General features: G+C 68.1%; 16 protein-coding genes and 1 pseudogene. 11 read left to right on the top strand and 6 right to left on the bottom strand.

Annotated elements, in window-relative coordinates:
• Positions 1-31: 31 nt before the first annotated feature.
• The 7 genes from zwf (at position 32) to CVV76_RS04180 (ending at position 8685) form a co-directional block, all read left to right on the top strand.
• Complete coding sequence (zwf, locus tag CVV76_RS04210) at positions 32-1504, top strand: glucose-6-phosphate dehydrogenase (RefSeq protein WP_102223361.1); 1473 nt, start codon at positions 32-34, stop codon at positions 1502-1504.
• Positions 1501-2172 carry a 6-phosphogluconolactonase gene (locus tag CVV76_RS04205; RefSeq protein ID WP_102223360.1) on the top strand — a complete coding sequence of 224 codons (672 nt, stop codon included), beginning with the start codon at positions 1501-1503 and terminating at the stop codon, positions 2170-2172. Before zwf ends, CVV76_RS04205 begins: the two co-directional genes overlap by 4 nt.
• A gap of 15 nt (positions 2173-2187) precedes the next feature.
• Entirely contained in the window at positions 2188-3786 is a 1599-nt protein-coding gene (pgi, locus tag CVV76_RS04200) for a glucose-6-phosphate isomerase (protein ID WP_102223359.1), read from the top strand.
• 119 nt (positions 3787-3905) lie between these two features.
• A complete protein-coding gene (locus CVV76_RS04195; RefSeq protein ID WP_102223358.1) occupies positions 3906-5957 on the top strand; it encodes an ASKHA domain-containing protein in 2052 nt (683 codons plus the stop codon).
• Positions 5957-7162, top strand: a complete 1206-nt coding sequence (locus tag CVV76_RS04190) for an anti-sigma factor domain-containing protein (RefSeq protein WP_102223357.1) — start codon at positions 5957-5959, stop codon at positions 7160-7162. Before CVV76_RS04195 ends, CVV76_RS04190 begins: the two co-directional genes overlap by 1 nt.
• Positions 7163-7453: 291 nt before the next feature.
• Positions 7454-7996, top strand: coding sequence for a sigma-70 family RNA polymerase sigma factor (locus CVV76_RS04185; protein WP_102223356.1), 543 nt, complete (start codon positions 7454-7456; stop codon positions 7994-7996).
• Positions 7993-8685, top strand: a complete 693-nt coding sequence (locus tag CVV76_RS04180; RefSeq protein WP_102223355.1) for an anti-sigma factor — start codon at positions 7993-7995, stop codon at positions 8683-8685. Before CVV76_RS04185 ends, CVV76_RS04180 begins: the two co-directional genes overlap by 4 nt.
• Here the strand turns inward: CVV76_RS04180 and CVV76_RS04175 are convergent.
• Positions 8660-9565, bottom strand: coding sequence for a C40 family peptidase (locus tag CVV76_RS04175; protein ID WP_233192707.1), 906 nt, complete (start codon positions 9563-9565; stop codon positions 8660-8662). The two genes, CVV76_RS04180 and CVV76_RS04175, sit on opposite strands and share 26 nt — an antisense overlap.
• Positions 9566-9670: 105 nt before the next feature.
• Here CVV76_RS04175 and CVV76_RS04170 point away from each other — a divergent pair, with 105 nt between their 5' ends.
• Positions 9671-10096 carry an OsmC family peroxiredoxin gene (locus CVV76_RS04170; RefSeq protein WP_102223354.1) on the top strand — a complete coding sequence of 142 codons (426 nt, stop codon included), beginning with the start codon at positions 9671-9673 and terminating at the stop codon, positions 10094-10096.
• 95 nt (positions 10097-10191) lie between these two features.
• Here the strand turns inward: CVV76_RS04170 and CVV76_RS04165 are convergent, their stop codons facing one another.
• Positions 10192-11805, bottom strand: a complete 1614-nt coding sequence (locus tag CVV76_RS04165) for a peptide chain release factor 3 (RefSeq protein ID WP_102223353.1) — start codon at positions 11803-11805, stop codon at positions 10192-10194.
• 115 nt (positions 11806-11920) lie between these two features.
• Here CVV76_RS04165 and CVV76_RS04160 point away from each other — a divergent pair, with 115 nt between their 5' ends.
• Both CVV76_RS04160 and CVV76_RS04155 read left to right on the top strand, forming a co-directional pair.
• Positions 11921-12181 carry a DUF7218 family protein gene (locus CVV76_RS04160; RefSeq protein ID WP_102223352.1) on the top strand — a complete coding sequence of 87 codons (261 nt, stop codon included), beginning with the start codon at positions 11921-11923 and terminating at the stop codon, positions 12179-12181.
• 205 nt (positions 12182-12386) lie between these two features.
• Positions 12387-13007, top strand: coding sequence for a thiamine phosphate synthase (locus CVV76_RS04155; protein WP_102223351.1), 621 nt, complete (start codon positions 12387-12389; stop codon positions 13005-13007).
• A 157-nt stretch (positions 13008-13164) separates the two neighbouring features.
• On the opposite strand, the gene CVV76_RS04150 is transcribed toward CVV76_RS04155, so the two are convergent.
• The 3 genes and pseudogenes from CVV76_RS04150 to CVV76_RS04140 form a co-directional block, all read right to left on the bottom strand.
• On the bottom strand, positions 13165-13989 hold the full coding sequence (locus CVV76_RS04150) for a lysophospholipid acyltransferase family protein (protein WP_102223350.1): 825 nt from the start codon (positions 13987-13989) through the stop codon (positions 13165-13167).
• Between the two features lie 146 nt (positions 13990-14135).
• Positions 14136-14912, bottom strand: a pseudogene (locus CVV76_RS04145) (GNAT family N-acetyltransferase); the annotation flags it as partial.
• A gap of 281 nt (positions 14913-15193) precedes the next feature.
• Complete coding sequence (locus CVV76_RS04140; protein ID WP_102223348.1) at positions 15194-15376, bottom strand: DUF3553 domain-containing protein; 183 nt, start codon at positions 15374-15376, stop codon at positions 15194-15196.
• A gap of 28 nt (positions 15377-15404) precedes the next feature.
• Between CVV76_RS04140 and CVV76_RS04135 the strand changes: the two genes are divergently transcribed.
• Entirely contained in the window at positions 15405-16109 is a 705-nt protein-coding gene (locus CVV76_RS04135; protein WP_102223347.1) for a histidine phosphotransferase family protein, read from the top strand.
• 43 nt (positions 16110-16152) lie between these two features.
• Here CVV76_RS04135 and CVV76_RS04130 read toward each other — a convergent pair whose 3' ends face one another.
• On the bottom strand, positions 16153-17418 hold the full coding sequence (locus CVV76_RS04130; RefSeq protein ID WP_102223346.1) for a glutamate-5-semialdehyde dehydrogenase: 1266 nt from the start codon (positions 17416-17418) through the stop codon (positions 16153-16155).
• Between the last annotated feature and the right edge of the window lie 49 nt (positions 17419-17467).

Below are 17467 nucleotides of genomic sequence, written 5' to 3'. Positions count from 1 at the left end.
GAGGCACGGCGCGGCATGAAAGCGAGGGCAGATGGTATCGCGAGTCATTCCGGTCGACCCGTTCGATCTGGTCATCTTCGGGGGCACCGGCGATCTGGCGCGCCGCAAGATCCTTCCCGGTCTCTACCGGCGGTTCCTGGCCGGGCAGATGCCCGACGAGGCACGGATCATCGGCGCGGCCCGGTCCGAGATGGACGATGACGCCTATCGCAAGTTCGTCTCGGACGCGATCGAGGAGTTCATCCCGAAGTCGAAGCATGACAAGGCGCAGATCAAGGAATTCCTCGCGCGCCTTTCCTATGTCGCCACCGACGCCCAGGCCGAGGGCGGGTGGGAAACCCTCAAGGGCCTGATGCGCGACGGCGTGGTGCGGGCGTTCTACTTCTCGGTCGGGCCGTCGCTGTTTGGCGCGCTGGCCGAGAAGCTCAACGAATACGGGATCGCCGATGCCGACAGCCGGATCGTGGTGGAAAAGCCCTTCGGCCGCGACCTCGCCTCGGCGCGGGCGCTGAACAAGACCCTCGCCGAGCATTTCGACGAGACGCAGATCTACCGGATCGACCATTATCTCGGCAAGGAAACCGTCCAGAACCTGATGGCGGTGCGCTTCGCCAACTCGTTGTTCGAGCCGCTGTGGAATGCCCAGCACGTCGACCACGTGCAGATTACCGTGGCGGAAACCGTGGGCGTCGGCGGCCGCGGTGGGTACTACGACAAGTCGGGCGCCATGCGGGACATGGTGCAGAACCACATGATGCAGCTTCTGTGCCTGATCGCGATGGAGCCGCCCTACAAGTTCGAACCCGATGCCGTGCGCGACGAGAAGCTCAAGGTGATCCGCGCGCTCTCGCCCGTGCCGCACGAGGATATCGTGCGCGGCCAGTACCGCGGGCGGCCCGCGGCGCAGGGGGTGAAGGCCGAACCCTCCTACCTCGACGATGTCGAGGATCCGCACTCGCGGACCGAAAGCTACATCGCCCTGAAGGTGGGGATCGCCAACTGGCGCTGGCAGGGGGTGCCGTTCTACCTGCGCACCGGAAAGAAGCTGCGTGCCCGGACCTCCGAGATCGCGATCATCTTCAAGGAGCCGCCGCACTCGATCTTCGGCGAAGAGGACGAATGGCGCGAGAACGTCCTGGCGATCCGGTTGCAGCCCGACGAGGGGATGACCCTTTCGGTGATGATCAAGGAGCCGGGGCCGGGCGGCATGCGCCTGACCGAGGTGCCGCTTGACATGACCTTCGCCGATGCGCTGGGGGAAGACGGCACCGACATTCCCGATGCCTACGAGCGGCTGATCATGGACGTGATCCGCGGCAACCAGACGCTCTTCATGCGTGGCGACGAGGTCGAGGCGGCCTGGGCCTGGACCGACCCGATCATCGAGGGATGGGAGGAACGGGGCGACCGGCCGCGAGGCTATGATCCGGGATCCTCGGGGCCGGAGGATGCGTTGATGCTTCTGCACCGGGATGGCCGCAGATGGAGGGAGCTGCGCGGATGAAGTTCGTAGAATACCCCGACCGGGACATGATGTTCCTGTCGCTTGCCGACCGCCTGACCAGCGAGCTGGGCGACTTCCTGCGGCGCGAGCCGCGGGCCACCTTCTGCGTGCCGGGCGGCACCACGCCCGGCCCGATCTTCGACGTGCTGGGCGATATCGACCTCGACTGGGGCCGGGTCTCGATCCTGCCGTCGGATGAACGCTGGCTGCCCGAGGATGCGCCGCGCTCCAACGCGCGGTTGGTCAAGAACCGGCTTCTGCAGGACAAGGCCGCGGCGGCCCAGTTCGTGCCGCTCTACAACGGGACCGAGAACCCGGGCGACAAGATCGACGAGCTCATCGAGCAGGTGCGCGTTCACCTGCCGATTCACGTGCTGCTGTTGGGCATGGGGGGCGATCTGCACACCGCCTCGATCATCCCGGGGGCCGAAGGGGCGGAGGCCGCGCTTGCCGCCGACGCGCCGGTGCTGGTGCCGATCCAGGTGCCCGGCGCCTCCGAGGCGCGGATCACGCTTTCGGCGCCGGTGCTGCGGCAGGCGATGCGGGTGCACGTGGTGATCGTCGGGCCCGAGAAGCGCGCGGCGCTGGAACGCGCCGACAAGATGTCTCTCGCCGAGGCGCCGATCCGGGTGATACTCGACGACGCGACCGTACACTGGGCCGAATAGAAGGGATGAGCGCCTATGGGCAGCTGGGATGATCTCGCCGCGCACCACGCGGGCGTGAAGCGCCGCACTCTGGCGGAACTGTTCGAAAACCGCAGCCGGTCGGCGGAATTTTCCGCCCATGCCGACGGCTTGCTGTTCGACTACTCGAAGACCAATATCGACGCCACCGCGCGGGGCCTGCTGGTCCGGCTGGCCGAGGATGCGGGCGTCGCAGCGCGACGCGACGCGATGTTCGCCGGCGCGAAGATCAATGAGACCGAGGGGCGGGCCGTGCTGCATACGGCGCTGCGCAACCTCGAGGGCAGCGTGACCGTCGATGGCGAGGACGTGATGTCCGCGGTGCGCCGCGTCCACGACCAGATGTCCGACTTTGCCCGTGCGGTGCGCGACGGCAGCTTTGCCGGGCAGGGTGGCAAGATCACCGACGTGGTCAATATCGGCATCGGCGGGTCCGACCTTGGGCCCGCGATGGGGGCGATCGCGCTGGCGCCCTATGCCGATGGTCCGCGCACGCATTTCGTCTCGAACGTCGATCCGGCGCATGTGCATGACATCCTCGGGCCGCTCGATCCGGCGACGACACTGGTGATCGTGGCCTCGAAGACCTTCACTACGCAGGAGACGATGGCCAATGCCGATGCCGCCCGCGACTGGATGGCGGCCGGGGTCAAGGATCCCGCGGCGCAGTTCGCGGCCGTCTCGACCGCGCTCGACAAGACCTCGGCCTTCGGCATCGCCGAGGAGCGTGTCTTCGGCTTTGCCGACTGGGTGGGCGGGCGCTATTCGATGTGGGGGCCGATCGGGCTCAGCCTGATGCTGGCCGTGGGGCCGGAACATTTCGACGAGTTCCTCGCCGGCGGCCGCGCGATGGACGAGCATTTCCTGTCCACCCCCTTCGTCGACAACCTGCCGGTGCTGCTGGCGCTGGTGGGGATCTGGCACAACCAGGTCTGCGGCCATGCAACCCGCGCCGTGCTGCCCTACGATCAGCACCTGTCCCGCCTGCCTGCCTATCTTCAGCAACTGGAGATGGAATCGAACGGCAAGAGCGTGGCGATGGACGGCGAGACGCTGGCGCGCGACTCGGGGCCCGTGGTCTGGGGCGAACCCGGCACGAACGGCCAGCACGCCTTCTACCAGTTGATCCACCAGGGCACCCGCGTGATCCCCTGCGAGTTCCTGCTGGGCCGCGAAGGGCATGAGCCGGAGCTGGCGCCGATGCACCGTCTGCTGGCGGCGAATTGCCTGGCCCAATCCGAGGCGCTGATGAAGGGCCGCAGCCTGGAGACCGCGCGGAAGATGATGGAAGCCAAGGGGCTGGAGGGCGATGAGCTGGAACGTCAGGCGCGCCACCGGGTGTTCCCGGGCAACCGGCCGTCGACCACGCTGCTTTACCCCAAGCTCACGCCCTTCGTGCTGGGCCAGATCATCGCGCTCTACGAGCACCGGGTGTTCGTCGAGGGGGTGATCCTCGGCATCAACAGCTTCGATCAATGGGGGGTCGAGCTGGGCAAGGAGCTGGCGCAGACGCTGGTGCCGATGCTGGAGAACGGCGCGGATGCCAGCGCCAAGGACGGCTCTACCCGCATGCTGCTGGACTACCTGCGCGGCTGATGTTCCGGGGGTACGTGGAAACGCACCCTACGCCGCCATGCGCCGCCGCCGTGTCGCTTTCCGCCATGGCGGGGCGCCCGGTCCCGCCTAGAACGGAGGGGACAGGACAGGAGCGACCCATGGCGGACGACAGCGCGGCCCGTGACGACGCATTGGTGATCTTCACCCCCTCGGGCAAGCGTGGGCGGGTGCCGAAGGGCACGCCCGTCCTCGCCGCCGCGCGGCAGCTGGGCGTCGATCTCGACAGCGTCTGCGGGATGCGGGGGATCTGTTCCAAGTGCCAGGTCAGCCCGGGCTACGGCGCCTTCCCGAAACACGGGGTAACGGTGGCCTCTGACGCGCTGAGCCCGATCAACGCGGTCGAGGAGCGCTATGACCGGGTGCGCGGGCTGAAGCCCGGCCGCCGGCTTGGCTGTCAGGCGCGGATCGAGGGCGACGTGGTGATCGACGTGCCGCCCGAGAGTCAGGTGCACAAGCAGGTCGTCCGCAAGGCCGCCGACACGCGCGAGATCGTCATGGATCCGGCGACACGGCTTTACTACGTCGAAGTGGCCGAGCCCGACATGCATGAGCCTTCAGGAGATTTCGAGAGGCTCAAGCGCGCACTGTCAGATCAGTGGAAAATCAAGGACCTGAGCGCCTCTCTTGATCTTCTGCGTGAGCTTCAGACGGTGCTGCGCAAGGGGGAATGGAAGGTCACGGTGGCGCTGAGCCGAGGGCATCACGACGATGTTCCGCGGCTTCTTCAGATCTGGCCGGGCTTCCACGAGGGGCGGCTTTACGGTCTTGCGATCGACCTCGGCTCCACCACCATCGCGGCGCATCTGGTCGACCTGCGCAACGGGCAGGTCAGCGCCTCGGCGGGCGTCATGAACCCGCAGATCCGCTTCGGCGAGGACCTGATGAGCCGGGTGAGCTATGCCATGATGAACCCAGGCGGGGATGTCGAGATGACCGCGGCGGTGCGCGGCGCGCTGAACGACCTCGCCACCGGCTTGGCGGGCGAGGCGGGCATCGAGCCGGGGCAGATCATGGAGGCGGTCTTCGTCTGCAACCCGGTGATGCACCACCTTCTTCTGGGCATCGACCCGGTGGAGCTGGGTCAGGCGCCCTTTGCGCTGGCGGTGTCCGAGGCGCTCAACCTGACCGCGCCCGACCTTGATCTTACCGCGATCAACCCGCGGGCCGGGATCTACATCCTGCCCTGCATCGCGGGCCATGTGGGGGCCGATTGCGCGGCCGTGGCGCTGGCCGAGCAGCCGCAGAAATCCGAGGACATGGTGCTGATCGTCGATGTCGGCACCAATGCCGAGATCCTGCTGGGCAACAAGGACAAGGTGCTGGCCTGTTCCTCGCCCACCGGACCGGCCTTCGAGGGGGCGCAGATCTCCTCCGGGCAGCGCGCGGCGCCGGGTGCGATCGAGCGGCTGACGATCGACCCGGCAACGAAGGAGCCGCGCTTCAAAGTGATCGGCTGTGACCTCTGGTCCGACGAAGATGGCTTTAAAGACGCCACGCAAGATACGGGAATCACTGGAATTTGTGGATCTGGCATCATCGAGGCGGTGGCCGAGATGCGGATGGCCGGTATCGTCGATTCCAAGGGGCTGATCGGTTCTGCCGAGCAGGTCGGAACGCCGCGGATGCTGCCCGAGGGGCGAACCCATTCCTACCTGATCCACGACGGCACCGCGACGGGCGGGCCGCGGATTAGCGTGACCCAGGGCGACATCCGGGCGATCCAGCTGGCCAAGTCCGCGCTCTATGCCGGCGCCCGGCTTCTGATGGACGAATTGGGAATCGATCACGTCGATCGGGTAGTGCTTGCGGGGGCGTTTGGCGCACACATTTCGCCGAAACATGCAATGGTTATCGGCATGATTCCCGACGTTCCTCTTGAAAAAGTGATCTCGGCAGGCAATGCTGCTGGGACGGGTGCAAGAATTGCGCTTTGCAATAACGGCGCCCGTAGCGAGATCGAGGCCGTGGTGCGCGGCATACACAAGGTGGAGACGGCGATCGAACCGAGGTTTCAGGAGCATTTCGTCAACGCCAATGCGCTGCCGCACGCGACTGATCCGTTCCCCCACCTGACCGCGATAGCGCCCCTGCCTGATGTCTCGTTCAACATCGGCAGCGACCGCGAGGGAGGTCGCAGGAGGAGGCGCTGATGACTGACGAAACCGGCCCCATTGCGGGCCTGCTGACACAGGTTGCCCACCAGGATCGGGAGGCTTTCGGTGGGCTTTATCGCGCGGTATCCGCCAGGCTTTACGGGGTTGCGCTGCGCATCCTCGGGAACCGGGCCGAGGCCGAGCTGACGCTGCAGGACGTGTTCACCCGGATGTGGGTGCACCCGGCCTGGTTCGACCCCGACCACGAGCGCGGGATCGACTTCCTGATCGGGTTGACGCGGGATTGCGCCATCGACCGGCGCCGTGCGCGTCCCGACCGCGCCGGTCCCGCCGGCCCGGAAGCGAGCTTCATGAAACATGAGGAGGAGATGCGGGTCACCCCCTGCATGCAGAAGCTTGACGGAGCCTGCTCCGCGGCGCTGCGCTCGGGGTATCTGGGCGGGTTGTCCTATGCCGAACTGGCCGCCGTGACCGGCAAGCCCGAGGCCGAGATGCGAAGTTTCCTGCACGGCTGCCTGAGCTCTCTGAAGGATTGCGTCGGCGCGGCGCAGATGCACGGCGTCGTGCCGCCCGATGACGACGGGTCCGAGGATGGCCTTTTCGCGGCGGAATTCGTGCTCGGCTCGCTCGATCACGATGCCCGTCGCGAGGCGGAGCGTCGGCTGGCGAACCCGGCCGAAACCCGCTTCCGGGCCCATGTCTCCACGTGGCGGGCGCGGTTCTCGCCGCTCAATGCCTCCTATGTCGCGGTTTCGGCCCCGGATCTGACAACCCAGATCGAGGCCTGGATCTTCGGCACGCCTGCCCGGGTGCAGCAGACCAACCTCAAGCGGCTGGGCATGGCGATCGCGGGCGGCGTGGCGGCGGTGATCCTTGTGGCCGCGGTCACTGTGATCGCAGTGCGCGACATGACGCCGGCGCCGCGGATCTACGCGGCGACGCTGGACGCGGAGGGGCAGCCTCTGGTCTTTGCCGCGGCCTGGGATTCCAGCTCGCGCAAGCTCGAGGTGCTGCACACGGCAGGGGCGAAGGCGGACCCCGGCAAGGCCTACAACCTCTGGCTGCTGGGTATGGATGGCAAGGCCAGCCCGCTTCTGGTATTGCGGGAGGAAGAGACGGTCACGCTGGTGTCGCGGATCCCCGAGGGGGCGCAGCTGGGGGTGACCCAGGAAGCCACCGGCAACCAGCCGTCCGAGCCTTCGGGCCCGATGCTGGTGAAGGGCCAGGTGGTCAGGTTGTAACGGCGCGGGCGGGCGGCGGTCCCCGCGCCTCGGGCGGGTCCCCGACCGGGACCTGCCGGGAAGGACGGGTATGAGGGCCGGCCGGTCGCAGTTCGACCTCTCGTTCGCCGGATTCAGGCGTGATGACCGGTTCGCCCCGGGCGTGCCTGCGTCCGGCGTACCTGTGCCGTCCGCAGCGCGCCCCGCCGTGCGCATGTGGGTGCGCCTGGATGCAGGCGGCCGGCCACGACGCCGGGCCGGTCTGCCGGAGCGGAGCACGCGCGGAGGTCTGGCCCGAGGGGTGGAGTCCGCATGACCCCCGATCCTTTGGCCGACCTGATGGCACGGCTTGCCGTGCAGGACCGCGACGCGCTGCGCGAGCTGTACGATGCGGCGGCGGGCAAGCTTTTCGCTGTGACGATGCGGATCCTCGGCGACCGGGCCGAGGCAGAAGACGCGCTGCAGGAGGTATTCACCCGGATCTGGCTGCGCGCGAACCGCTACGATCCCACCCGGGCGCGGGCGATGACCTGGCTCATAGCGATCGCCCGCAACCACGCGATCGACCGCCTGAGGGCGCGGCCGGAACGGACCCGGGCGATCGACGAGGCCATCGCACGGGTGCCCGATCACGGCCCGGGCCCCGAGCAGCAGACCGTCGCCGCGGCCGAGATCCGGCGGATCGGCGATTGCATCGACACGCTGGAGCCCGAGCGGGCCGCCGCGATCAAGGGTGCCTATCTCGACGGGCTGAGCTATGCGCAGCTTGCCCAGCGGCACGAGATCCCGCTCAATACCGTCCGGACCTGGCTGCGGCGCAGCCTGATCAAGCTTCGTGAGTGTCTCGACCGATGACCGACTTTCCCAGACAGATCGGCCCCGGAAGCGGCGGCGAGGACGACCTGCTGGCCGCGGAATTCGTCCTCGGCACGCTGGACCGCGAGGAACGTATCGCGGTCGAGGCGCGCCTGCGTTCGGATCCGGCCTTTCGCGTGCGGGTCACGGAATGGGAGGTTCACTTTGCATCCCTCAACGTCGAATATGTGCCGCTGCCGGTGCCCGACCTGATGCCGCGGATCGAACGGCGGCTGTTCGGAACGCCGGGCCGGGTGCAGGGGCGGTATTTCATCCGCATGATGGGGATCCTGTCGTTGGGGGTGGCGGCCGCCTTTGCCTTCTTCTTCATCATCCTGGGCGAGACCGGGGGGATCCGCCCGCCGCCCGCGCATTACGCGGCCACGCTGGAGGGGCAGGGCGAGAAGCTGACCTTCTCGGCCGACTGGGATGCCGCGGACGGCGCGCTGGTGGTCTCTCGCACCTCGGGCCCGGCGCCCGCGGATGGCAAGTCCTACGAACTGTGGCTGATCCGCGACGGCGGGATCCCGATGTCGCTGGGTGTTCTGCGCGGGGCGCAGACCCGCACCGTGGTTCCGGCCTTGCTGCCGGGCTCGGTGCTGGCTGTCAGCCTTGAGCCGGCGGGCGGCTCGCGCGTGGGCAAGCCGACCGGGCCGGTGCTGGTCAAGGGGACGGTCGCGCGATTGTAGCGCCCCGCGCGTCCGGCCGGTCCGGCTCGTCCGCATCCGAGGGATTGCCACCGTCGCCCGGGCCGGGCGCGGGGGTCCAGTCCGTCCAGCGGTGCGCGCGGTAGTCGAACCCCCGGATCAGCGTCGGCTTGACCACCTCGAAATACGGCGAGAGATCGAAATCGCGCGGGGTGAAGAGCGAGTGGTGGCGGATATGCATAAGCTCGCGCCGTGCGTCCGCCTCGGCCGCGGCCCGGCTGTCCGACCGGGGATCGCCGGGGGTGGAGGCGCGGGGCGTCGGACGCTCGGGCAGGATAGGGTAGCCCACCGACTGGAACGCCTCGGCGATCAGGGTGGAACAGATCGCCCGGGTCGGATCGCCCGATCCCAGCGCCAGCATGCGCCGGCGCATCCGCGCAGGAACCGGCGGCATCGGCATGAGGTAGCGCGCAAGGTCGATCACGTTCTTCAGGTCGTAGCTGCGGCCAAGCCCTGCCTGCATGTAGCCGATCACCGCCTCGCGATCCTCGGGCGCGATCAGCCGCGGGCGGCAGATCCGGGTGTTCAGCCCGGCATAGGCCTCCAGCGCGATCCGCCGCACCCCGGCCTCGAGGTCGGCCTCGATCAGCTCGGCGCCCTCCGGTCCGCCGGTGTAGAAGGCGGCGTGCGACCAGGTCGAATGGGTCAGGTACTTGATCGCCGCCGAGATCCGCCTGTCGCCCTCGACCAGCAGCACGTCGCCGGGGCGGAGCGCATCGCGAAGCGCCTCGGGCGGGATGGCGTTGAAGGGCACATAGCGCGCCGTCGGCGCCTCGAGATAGCGCGCGATCCGCCGCCCGATGCGGCGCCCCATCCGCTGCACGATGCCGGGGCCGTCCCGGTCTTGCGGCTTGGCTGTCATGGCTCTCCTCCCCCTTTGATGGAGATGGGGCGCCGCTGGGGGATTGGAAAGGGAACCCGGGCCGCCCGGCCCCTGTTGTGATCAAGGACGCCAAAGGAGGATTCCATGATCAAGAAAACAGGTTCCGCGATCTGGGGCGGTGGTCTGAAGGACGGCCGCGGCACGATTTCGACCAAGAGCGGCGCGCTGGATGCCGTGCCCTACGGCTTCGGCGCCCGGTTCGAGGGCCAGCCCGGCACCAACCCCGAAGAGCTGATCGGCGCGGCTCATGCCGCTTGCTACGCGATGTTTCTCTCGGCGCTGATGGGCGATGCGGATATCGTGCCCGACAAGATCGAGGCCTCGTCGGTGATCTCGCTCGATCCGGAGACGGACGGATCGCCCACCGTGGTCAAGGCCGCGCTGACCGTGCGGATCGAGGCCAAGGGCGACAGCGACAAGATCCAGTCGCTGGCCGAGCAGGCCAAGGAGGGCTGCCCGATATCCAAGCTTCTCAATTGCGAGAAGACGCTCGACGTGACGGTGGGCTGAGGGGCGACCTTCGCAAGAGAAAGGCCCGGCCGCGCGGACAGCGCGGGCCGGGCCCTGGTGTCTTTCGGCGGTGCTGTTCCTGCTCTTGGCGGCGGCTAGGCCATCATTTCCTTGGTCGCGCTCAGCTTCAGTTCGGGATAGTCGCGCTCGATCCGGTCGATGTCCCATTGCAGGCGCGTCAGGTACACCGGGTCGCCATCGTGATCGGTGGCGATGTGCCCCTTGTTCACGTTGGTGAATTTCTCAAGCTCCGCCTTCGGCCCCGACACCCAGCGGGCCGAGGTGAATTGCGACGGCTCGAACCGCACGGGCAGCGAATATTCCTGCTCGATCCGGCTCGCCAGCACCTCGAACTGCAGCGCGCCCACGACGCCCACGATGAAGCCCGAGCCGATCATCGGCTTGAACACCTTCGCGGCGCCTTCCTCGGCAAACTGCATCAGCGCCTTTTCCAGATGCTTGGCCTTCATCGGGTCGGTTGCGCGGATGCCCTGCAGAAGCTCGGGCGCGAAGGACGGGATGCCGGTGAACCGCAGCGCCTCGCCCTCGGTCAGCGCATCGCCGATGCGCAGCTGCCCGTGGTTCGGAATGCCGATGATGTCACCCGCCCAGGCCTCTTCCGCCAGCTCGCGGTCGGCCGCGAGGAAGAGGACGGGGTTACTGACGGCCATCGGCTTCTTGGTCCGCACATGCGTCAACTTCATGCCCCGCTCGAAATGCCCCGAGGCAAGGCGGACAAAGGCCACCCGGTCGCGGTGCTTGGGGTCCATGTTGGCCTGCACCTTGAAGACGAAGCCGGTGACCTTGCTCTCTTCCGGCGCGATCTGGCGGCCGTCGGCGTTCTGGATCTGGGGCGGGGGGCCATAGGTCCCCATCCCGTCCATCAGCTCGCGCACACCGAAGGAGTTGATCGCCGAGCCGAACCAGATCGGCGTCAGGTGCCCCTCGAGAAAGCTTTGCGGATCGAACGGCGGCAGCAGCTCGCGCGCCATCTCGACCTCTTCGCGCAAGCGCGCCAGCAGGTCGGCGGGCACGTGCTCGGCCAGCTTGGGGTCGTCCAGCCCCTCGATCTTGATCGACTCGGCCACCTTGTTGCGGTCGGCGCGGTCCATCAGCTCCAGCCGGTTGCGCAGCATGTCGTAGCAACCCAGGAACTCGCGCCCCACGCCGATCGGCCAAGAGGCGGGCGAGACGTCGATCGCCAGGTTCTCCTGGATCTCGTCGATGATCTCGAAGGTGTCCCGGCTCTCGCGGTCCATCTTGTTGCAGAAGGTCAGGATCGGCAGGTCGCGCAGGCGGCAGACCTCGAACAGCTTCCGCGTCTGGCTTTCCACCCCCTTGGCCCCGTCGATCACCATGATCGCGGCATCGACCGCCGTCAGCGTGCGATAGGTATCCTCGGAAAAATCCGAGTGGCCGGGCGTGTCGACGAGGTTGAAGCGGTAGTCCTTGTCGCCCGAGTGGTAATCGAACGACATGGCCGAGGCCGAGACCGAGATCCCCCGGTCCTGCTCCATCTTCATGTAATCCGACCGGGTCCGCCGCGCCTCGCCCTTGGCGCGGACCTGGCCCGCCATCTGGATCGCGCCACCGTAGAGCAGGAACTTTTCGGTCAGCGTGGTCTTGCCGGCATCCGGGTGCGAGATGATCGCAAAGGTCCGGCGGCGGCCGATCTCGGGGGGCAGGGTGGGGCGGTTGGTGTCAGGCATGGGCCGCCTCATAAGGCCCGGCGTGGCCCCTGTCCATGGGGCGCGTGGGGAAACGGGGCGGAACCGCGGGGCCGGCGGGATTGTTTTTCCTTCATCCCCCGGAAGGAGAAAGACGATGGCCGACCACGGACCCGCGATCAAGGATGACGACCTTTACGAAACCCTGCGCGACAAGGGCTATTCCGAGGAAAAGGCCGCCCGGATCGCCAATGCGAAGGCAAACCCCGACATGCACCCGTCGCGGAAGGGGGGAAAGCAGCCGCCATACGAGGAGTGGACCAAAGCGGATCTCTACGCCCGCGCGCAGGAGATCGGGATCGACGGACGGTCGCGCATGACGAAGGACGCGCTGATCTCCGCGCTTCGGGATCACTAGGTCACGGGTTTAGGATTTAGAGGTTTCGGATTTAGGGGGTTCGGATTCAGGGGGTTCGGTTTTGGGACCACACCGCGTCGGGAACACGGGGCGACGGCGGCGCGCGACGATATCGGGTGCCCCGCTGGGGCCGCATCGTGCGCACCCGGTAGCCAAGCGCCGCGAAACCCGCTAATCCGGCGCAAATCCCGGCAGGAGTTTCCAGATGGCCGATACCGAGCGCCCGCAGCTTTACCTCGTCACCCCGCCCGCCTTCGAACTGGAGGTATTTCCCGACCGCCTCGCCGAAGTGCTCGACGGGACCGAGGTCGCCTGCATCCGGCTGGCACTCGCCACGTCGGACGAGGACATCCTGGGCCGCGCCGCCGATGCGCTGCGCGAAGTGGCCCATGCCCGCGACGTGGCGCTGGTGATCGACCGGCACCTGCTGCTGGCCCAACGCCACGGCCTCGACGGCGTGCACCTCACCGACGGCGCGCGCAACCTGCGAAAGGCCCGCAAGGAACTCGGCGACGACGCCATCGTCGGCGCCTTCTGCGGATCCTCGCGCCACGATGGCCTGAACGCGGGCGAGGCAGGGGCCGATTACGTGTCCTTCGGCCCTGTGGGCGAGGTGGCCCTCGGCGACGGCACGGTGGCCCCGAACGAGCTTTTCGCCTGGTGGTCCGAGGTGATCGAGGTGCCCGTCGTCGCCGAAGGCGGTCTGACCCCCGAGAAGATCGCCGAATTGGCCCCCGTGACCGACTTCTTCGCCGTGGGCGAAGAGATCTGGCGCGAGGAAGACGCACTCGCCGCCCTTGCCCAACTGATGGCGCCCCTGGGCTGACGGCGCGCCGCGGGGGTTTCACACCCCCGCACCCCCGTGGGATATTTCCACTCAGAAGAAGACGGGCCTTCTCCCACTTTCTGCTCGAAAATATCCGGGGGGTGCAGGGGGCAGCGCCCCCGCCAGCCGACGGTGCAGCCCGCGTCCGGCCGCCGTTTCAGAGCCGCGCCTCGACCGGCAGGGCCCCCCTCACGACCTGTTCGCAATGCCGGGCAAGCGCCTTGCGGCCTTCGAAGGCATCGACGGCCACCGGCGGGTGGAACACAACCTCGACCGATCCCTGCCGCGCGGACGCCAGCACCTTGAGGAGATGCGGGCCGAAATCCATGTCGCCCCACCAGCCGTAGAACCGCGGGTCCTCGCCCTCGGGGGCGCGGTAGATCACGGTGACTGGCTGAAGGTGCAGCACGTGCTCCAGCCCGTGGGTAAAGAAGGCCTCGAACAGCGTCGACTTGAACGGCAGCACGCGGCGGCTGTCGGTCGAGGTGCCTTCCGGGAAGAACAGGAGCTTGTGGCCATGGCGCAGGCGGGCCTCGAACATCTCCTTCTGCGCCTTCGCCTCGCGGCCCCGGCGGTTGATGAAGACGGTGCCGGTGGCGCGGGCGAGCCAGCCGATGCCCGGCCAGGCCGCAACCTCGGATTTCGAGACGAAGTAGATCCGTTGCGGCGCGTTCAGCGTGAAGATGTCGAGCCATGAGCCGTGGTTCGCGATCACGGCGCCCTTGAGGGCCATCGGCCTGCCGGTGACGCGCAGCCGGATGCCGAGAATGCGAAAGGCCGTGCGGCAGACGAACTGTGTGATATGCGGCGTCACCGGGCGGTCCATCCCGCAGAGCGGGCGCTCGGCCAGCCGGATCAGCAGCAGGAGCGCGAGGCAGCCGTAGGTCACCACCCCCAGTGCGAGCCCGCGCAATCCGGCGCGAAGCCAGCCCGCGGCGCCGATCCGGGCGGGGGCGGGTTCGTCCCCTTCGGTCCAGGTCACGCCTTGTCCCCGTCCAGCCGGGCGGGCGCGTAGCTGCGGCCCGTGCCCCTGTCTGTGCCGGAGTCTGCATCTGTACCCGAAGCCGCACCGTCAACCGCATGCGGGGCCGTCCGCCTGCCGGGGGCGCCTTCGGCGATCCCGCGGGCGGCGGCGAACTTGCGGGTGTAGAAGCCCTTGTGGCGCTGAGACATCTTCTCGGTGTCCATCAGCAGGCAGACATCGGTGGTGTTGAAATCGTGGTCGACGAAGGCGCCTTCGCCGACGAAGCCACCCAGCCGCAGGTAGGCTTTGATCAGCGCCGGCGTCGCAACCATCGCCGCCTTGCGGTCGATCTGCTCGGCCGTGACCAGGTCCATCCGCTGGAAGTGCGCGGGTTGGGCGCGCACGCGGATCGTCTCGGGGGCGAGGTGATGGTGGTGCAGGTAGGCCAGCGGCAGTTTCAGGGCATCGAGGTCGGTGCCGTGAAAGCTTGCCACCCCGAACATCACCTCGATCTCGTGGTCGAGGACGTAATCGGCCAGCCCGTTCCAGAGGTGGAACATCGCCGTGCCGCCGCGGTGTTCGGCGTCGACGCAGGACCGGCCCAGTTCCAGCATCCGTCGGCCGCTGGCCTTGAGCGCGGAGAGGTCGTACTCGGTTTCGGAATAGTAGCTGCCGTGACGCTCGGCCACGTCCGACCGCAACAGCCTGTAGACGCCGACGACATGGTCGAGGCTTTTGCGGTCGCGCCGCCGGTCGACGAGGATCAGGTGATCGAAGACCGGGTCGAAGGCGTCGCGCTCAAGCCGGTTGACGTGGTCCACCATCGCGCCGGACCCGCCCAGTTCCTCGACGAAGACCCGGTAGCGGAGCCGTTGCGCGGAGAGGACGTCCTCTTCGTCGCGGGCAAGGCGGAGCTCGAAATGTGGGTCATCAGAGATCATGGGGGGCAGAGCGGCGTCGGGTCGCATCGGGGCCTTTGGCCGGCATGGCCGGGCAGGGAAGGGCAGCCGCGGGGCCGGTGCCCGGCCGCGCGTGGTGTCGCCGGGTTGTAGGCGCAGAGCGGTTCCATTGCAACCAAAAGCGCGCAGGTGATGGCGGGGATGGGCCGGGTCGGCGCCCCGCCCGCTGGCCCGCCGCGTGATCGGGCGCCCAATGATCATGGGAGGCGGCGTGCGGGAGAGGAAGGGGCGCACGCCTGACGCAGGATCAACCGAAAGTTGCTTCAGGCCTCGAAATCTGGCACAAGCTGGACCTGTCGGCCATCAATCACCACCTTTCCGGCATGTTCGAAAGTCACGGTGATGCGCTCTCCAATGCGGGATTGCACCTGTCCGAGGCCCCAGTCGGGGCGATCGGGGTGACGAACCAGCATCCCCGGTTCTAGAAGATCGTTTAAACCACTCATTTACCTATTTCCTGTGAAAGTTGGCGGTATGTCAAAGTTCCGATCGACGGAGGGCCCGGCCGGCCCTCAGCCAGACGACACCGATCCCGACGCGACTGATCTCGCCGCGCCCTCTCATGGCGCGCCCGGGCCTGCATCAACCGACCTTGCGGCCCTCGTCGGCTCGCGCATCTGTCACGACCTTATCAGCCCGCTCGGCGCTGTCTGCAACGGGGTGGAGCTTCTGGCGATGGCAGGTGGGGGCGAAACCGGCCCCGAAATCGCGCTGATCGAGGAAAGCGTGGCGAATGCCACGGCGCGCGTGCGCTTCTTCCGCGTGGCCTTCGGGCACGCCTCGCCGGGGGCCAGCATGGGCCGCCCGGAGGTCGAGGAGATCCTGGCGGACCTGACACGGGGCGGGCGGATCGCGGTGGATTGGCGCGTCGCAGGCGATGTCGCGCGCGACGAGGTGAAGCTCGCCTTCCTGCTTGTCCTCTGCTTCGAAAGCGCGCTGGCCTTCGGCGGAAGGATCGAGGTCTCGCACGATGGAAGCGCCTGGCACGCTCGTGCCCGCCATGACCGACTGCGGGCCGAGCCCTCGCTCTGGGCGCTGCTTGGCGGGGCGGATGGGGCGGCGGCGGTCGGCGTGACGGCCGCGCAGGCGCAATTCCTCCTCGCTCCGGCAGAGGCCGCGCGGCAGGGACGCCAGCTGCGGGCCGTTCTGACCGATCAGGAAATCGTCGTGACCTGGTGAGGGGCGGAGGCCCGCCGCGCGGATCACGCGGCGGGAGTGCTGGTCAGTGCCGGATCGTGCCGTCACCGGTCACGATGTACTTGAAGCTGGTCAGCTGCTCGGCGCCCACCGGGCCCCGGGCGTGCATCTTGCCGGTGGCGATGCCGATCTCGGCGCCCATGCCGAATTCGCCGCCATCGGCAAACTGGGTCGAGGCGTTGCGCATCAGGATCGCCGAATCGAGCCGGGCAAAGAATCGCTCGGCCACCGCGTCATCCTCGGTCAGGATCGCGTCGGTGTGGTTCGACCCGAACGTCCGGATATGCGCGATCGCACCGTCCACGCCGTCGACCAGCTTCACCGCGATGTCCATGTCGAGGTATTCGCGGCCCCAGTCGTCTTCCGTCGCAGGCACCGTGCCGGGCAGGGCGCCCAGCTCGGCATCGGCATGAACGCGCACCCCGGCCTCGACCAGCATGGCGACGAGGTCTGCCCCTAGCCCCCCGGCCAGCGGTCGGTCGATCAGCAGGCACTCGGCTGCGCCGCAGATCCCAGTGCGCCGGGTCTTGGCGTTCAACACCACCTCGAAGGCCTTGCGCGGATCGGCGGCGGCGTCGACGTAGATGTGCACGATCCCCTCGAGATGGGCAAAGACCGGCACCCGCGCCTCGCGCTGGACGAGACCGACCAGACCCTTGCCACCCCGCGGCACGATGACATCGATGTACTCGGTCATCCGCAGCATCTCGGCCACCGCGGCCCGGTCGCGCGTGGGCACCAGCTGGATCGCGTCAGCAGGCAGGCCCGCGGCCTCCAGCCCCGCGACGAGACAGGCATGGATCGCCCGCGAGGAGTGAAAGCTCTCCGACCCGCCGCGCAGGATCGCCGCGTTGCCGGCCTTGAGGCACAGCGCGCCGGCATCGGCGGTGACGTTCGGCCGGCTCTCGAAGATGACCCCGACGACGCCCAGCGGTGTGCGCACGCGCCGGATGTGCAGGCCCGAGGGCCTGTCCCACTCCGCCATCACGGCACCCACCGGATCCTCCTGCGCGGCCACCGCGCGCAACCCGGCAGCGATCCCCGCAATCCTGGAGTCGTCCAGCATGAGCCGGTCGAGCATTGCGGTGCTCAGCCCCTTCTCGCGCCCGAAATCCATGTCCTGCGCATTGGCCGCGACGATCTCGTCCCGCCGCGCCTCGATCGCGTCGGCGGCGGCCTCCAGCGCAAGCCGCTTGGCCGGGGCTGGCGCGAAGGCGAGCTCGGCTGCCGCGGCCTTCGCCCGCGCCCCGATCCCGGCCATCAGGCCCGCCACGTCGTCCAAGTCCTTCATCTTGCGCTTCCTTCTGTTGCAGCGAAAGGGGGGCGCTGCCCCCCTTGGA

The organism is Acidimangrovimonas sediminis (assembly GCF_002871005.1).
GTDB classification, from domain to species: Bacteria; Pseudomonadota; Alphaproteobacteria; order Rhodobacterales; family Rhodobacteraceae; genus Acidimangrovimonas; species Acidimangrovimonas sediminis.
Note: the sequence above shows the minus strand (reverse complement) of the source record. Positions and strands in the feature narration are given on the sequence as shown.

What these genes read in the sequence shown, in the direction of transcription:
- zwf (WP_102223361.1), top strand. Translation starts at nt 32, where the DNA reads ATGGTATCGCGAGTCATTCCGGTCGACCCGTTCGATCTGGTCATCTTC.
- CVV76_RS04205 (WP_102223360.1), top strand. Translation starts at nt 1,501, where the DNA reads ATGAAGTTCGTAGAATACCCCGACCGGGACATGATGTTCCTGTCGCTT.
- pgi (WP_102223359.1), top strand. Translation starts at nt 2,188, where the DNA reads ATGGGCAGCTGGGATGATCTCGCCGCGCACCACGCGGGCGTGAAGCGC.
- CVV76_RS04195 (WP_102223358.1), top strand. Translation starts at nt 3,906, where the DNA reads ATGGCGGACGACAGCGCGGCCCGTGACGACGCATTGGTGATCTTCACC.
- CVV76_RS04190 (WP_102223357.1), top strand. Translation starts at nt 5,957, where the DNA reads ATGACTGACGAAACCGGCCCCATTGCGGGCCTGCTGACACAGGTTGCC.
- CVV76_RS04185 (WP_102223356.1), top strand. Translation starts at nt 7,454, where the DNA reads ATGACCCCCGATCCTTTGGCCGACCTGATGGCACGGCTTGCCGTGCAG.
- CVV76_RS04180 (WP_102223355.1), top strand. Translation starts at nt 7,993, where the DNA reads ATGACCGACTTTCCCAGACAGATCGGCCCCGGAAGCGGCGGCGAGGAC.
- CVV76_RS04175 (WP_233192707.1), bottom strand. Translation starts at nt 9,565, where the DNA reads ATGACAGCCAAGCCGCAAGACCGGGACGGCCCCGGCATCGTGCAGCGG.
- CVV76_RS04170 (WP_102223354.1), top strand. Translation starts at nt 9,671, where the DNA reads ATGATCAAGAAAACAGGTTCCGCGATCTGGGGCGGTGGTCTGAAGGAC.
- CVV76_RS04165 (WP_102223353.1), bottom strand. Translation starts at nt 11,805, where the DNA reads ATGCCTGACACCAACCGCCCCACCCTGCCCCCCGAGATCGGCCGCCGC.
- CVV76_RS04160 (WP_102223352.1), top strand. Translation starts at nt 11,921, where the DNA reads ATGGCCGACCACGGACCCGCGATCAAGGATGACGACCTTTACGAAACC.
- CVV76_RS04155 (WP_102223351.1), top strand. Translation starts at nt 12,387, where the DNA reads ATGGCCGATACCGAGCGCCCGCAGCTTTACCTCGTCACCCCGCCCGCC.
- CVV76_RS04140 (WP_102223348.1), bottom strand. Translation starts at nt 15,376, where the DNA reads ATGAGTGGTTTAAACGATCTTCTAGAACCGGGGATGCTGGTTCGTCAC.
- CVV76_RS04135 (WP_102223347.1), top strand. Translation starts at nt 15,405, where the DNA reads ATGTCAAAGTTCCGATCGACGGAGGGCCCGGCCGGCCCTCAGCCAGAC.
- CVV76_RS04130 (WP_102223346.1), bottom strand. Translation starts at nt 17,418, where the DNA reads ATGAAGGACTTGGACGACGTGGCGGGCCTGATGGCCGGGATCGGGGCG.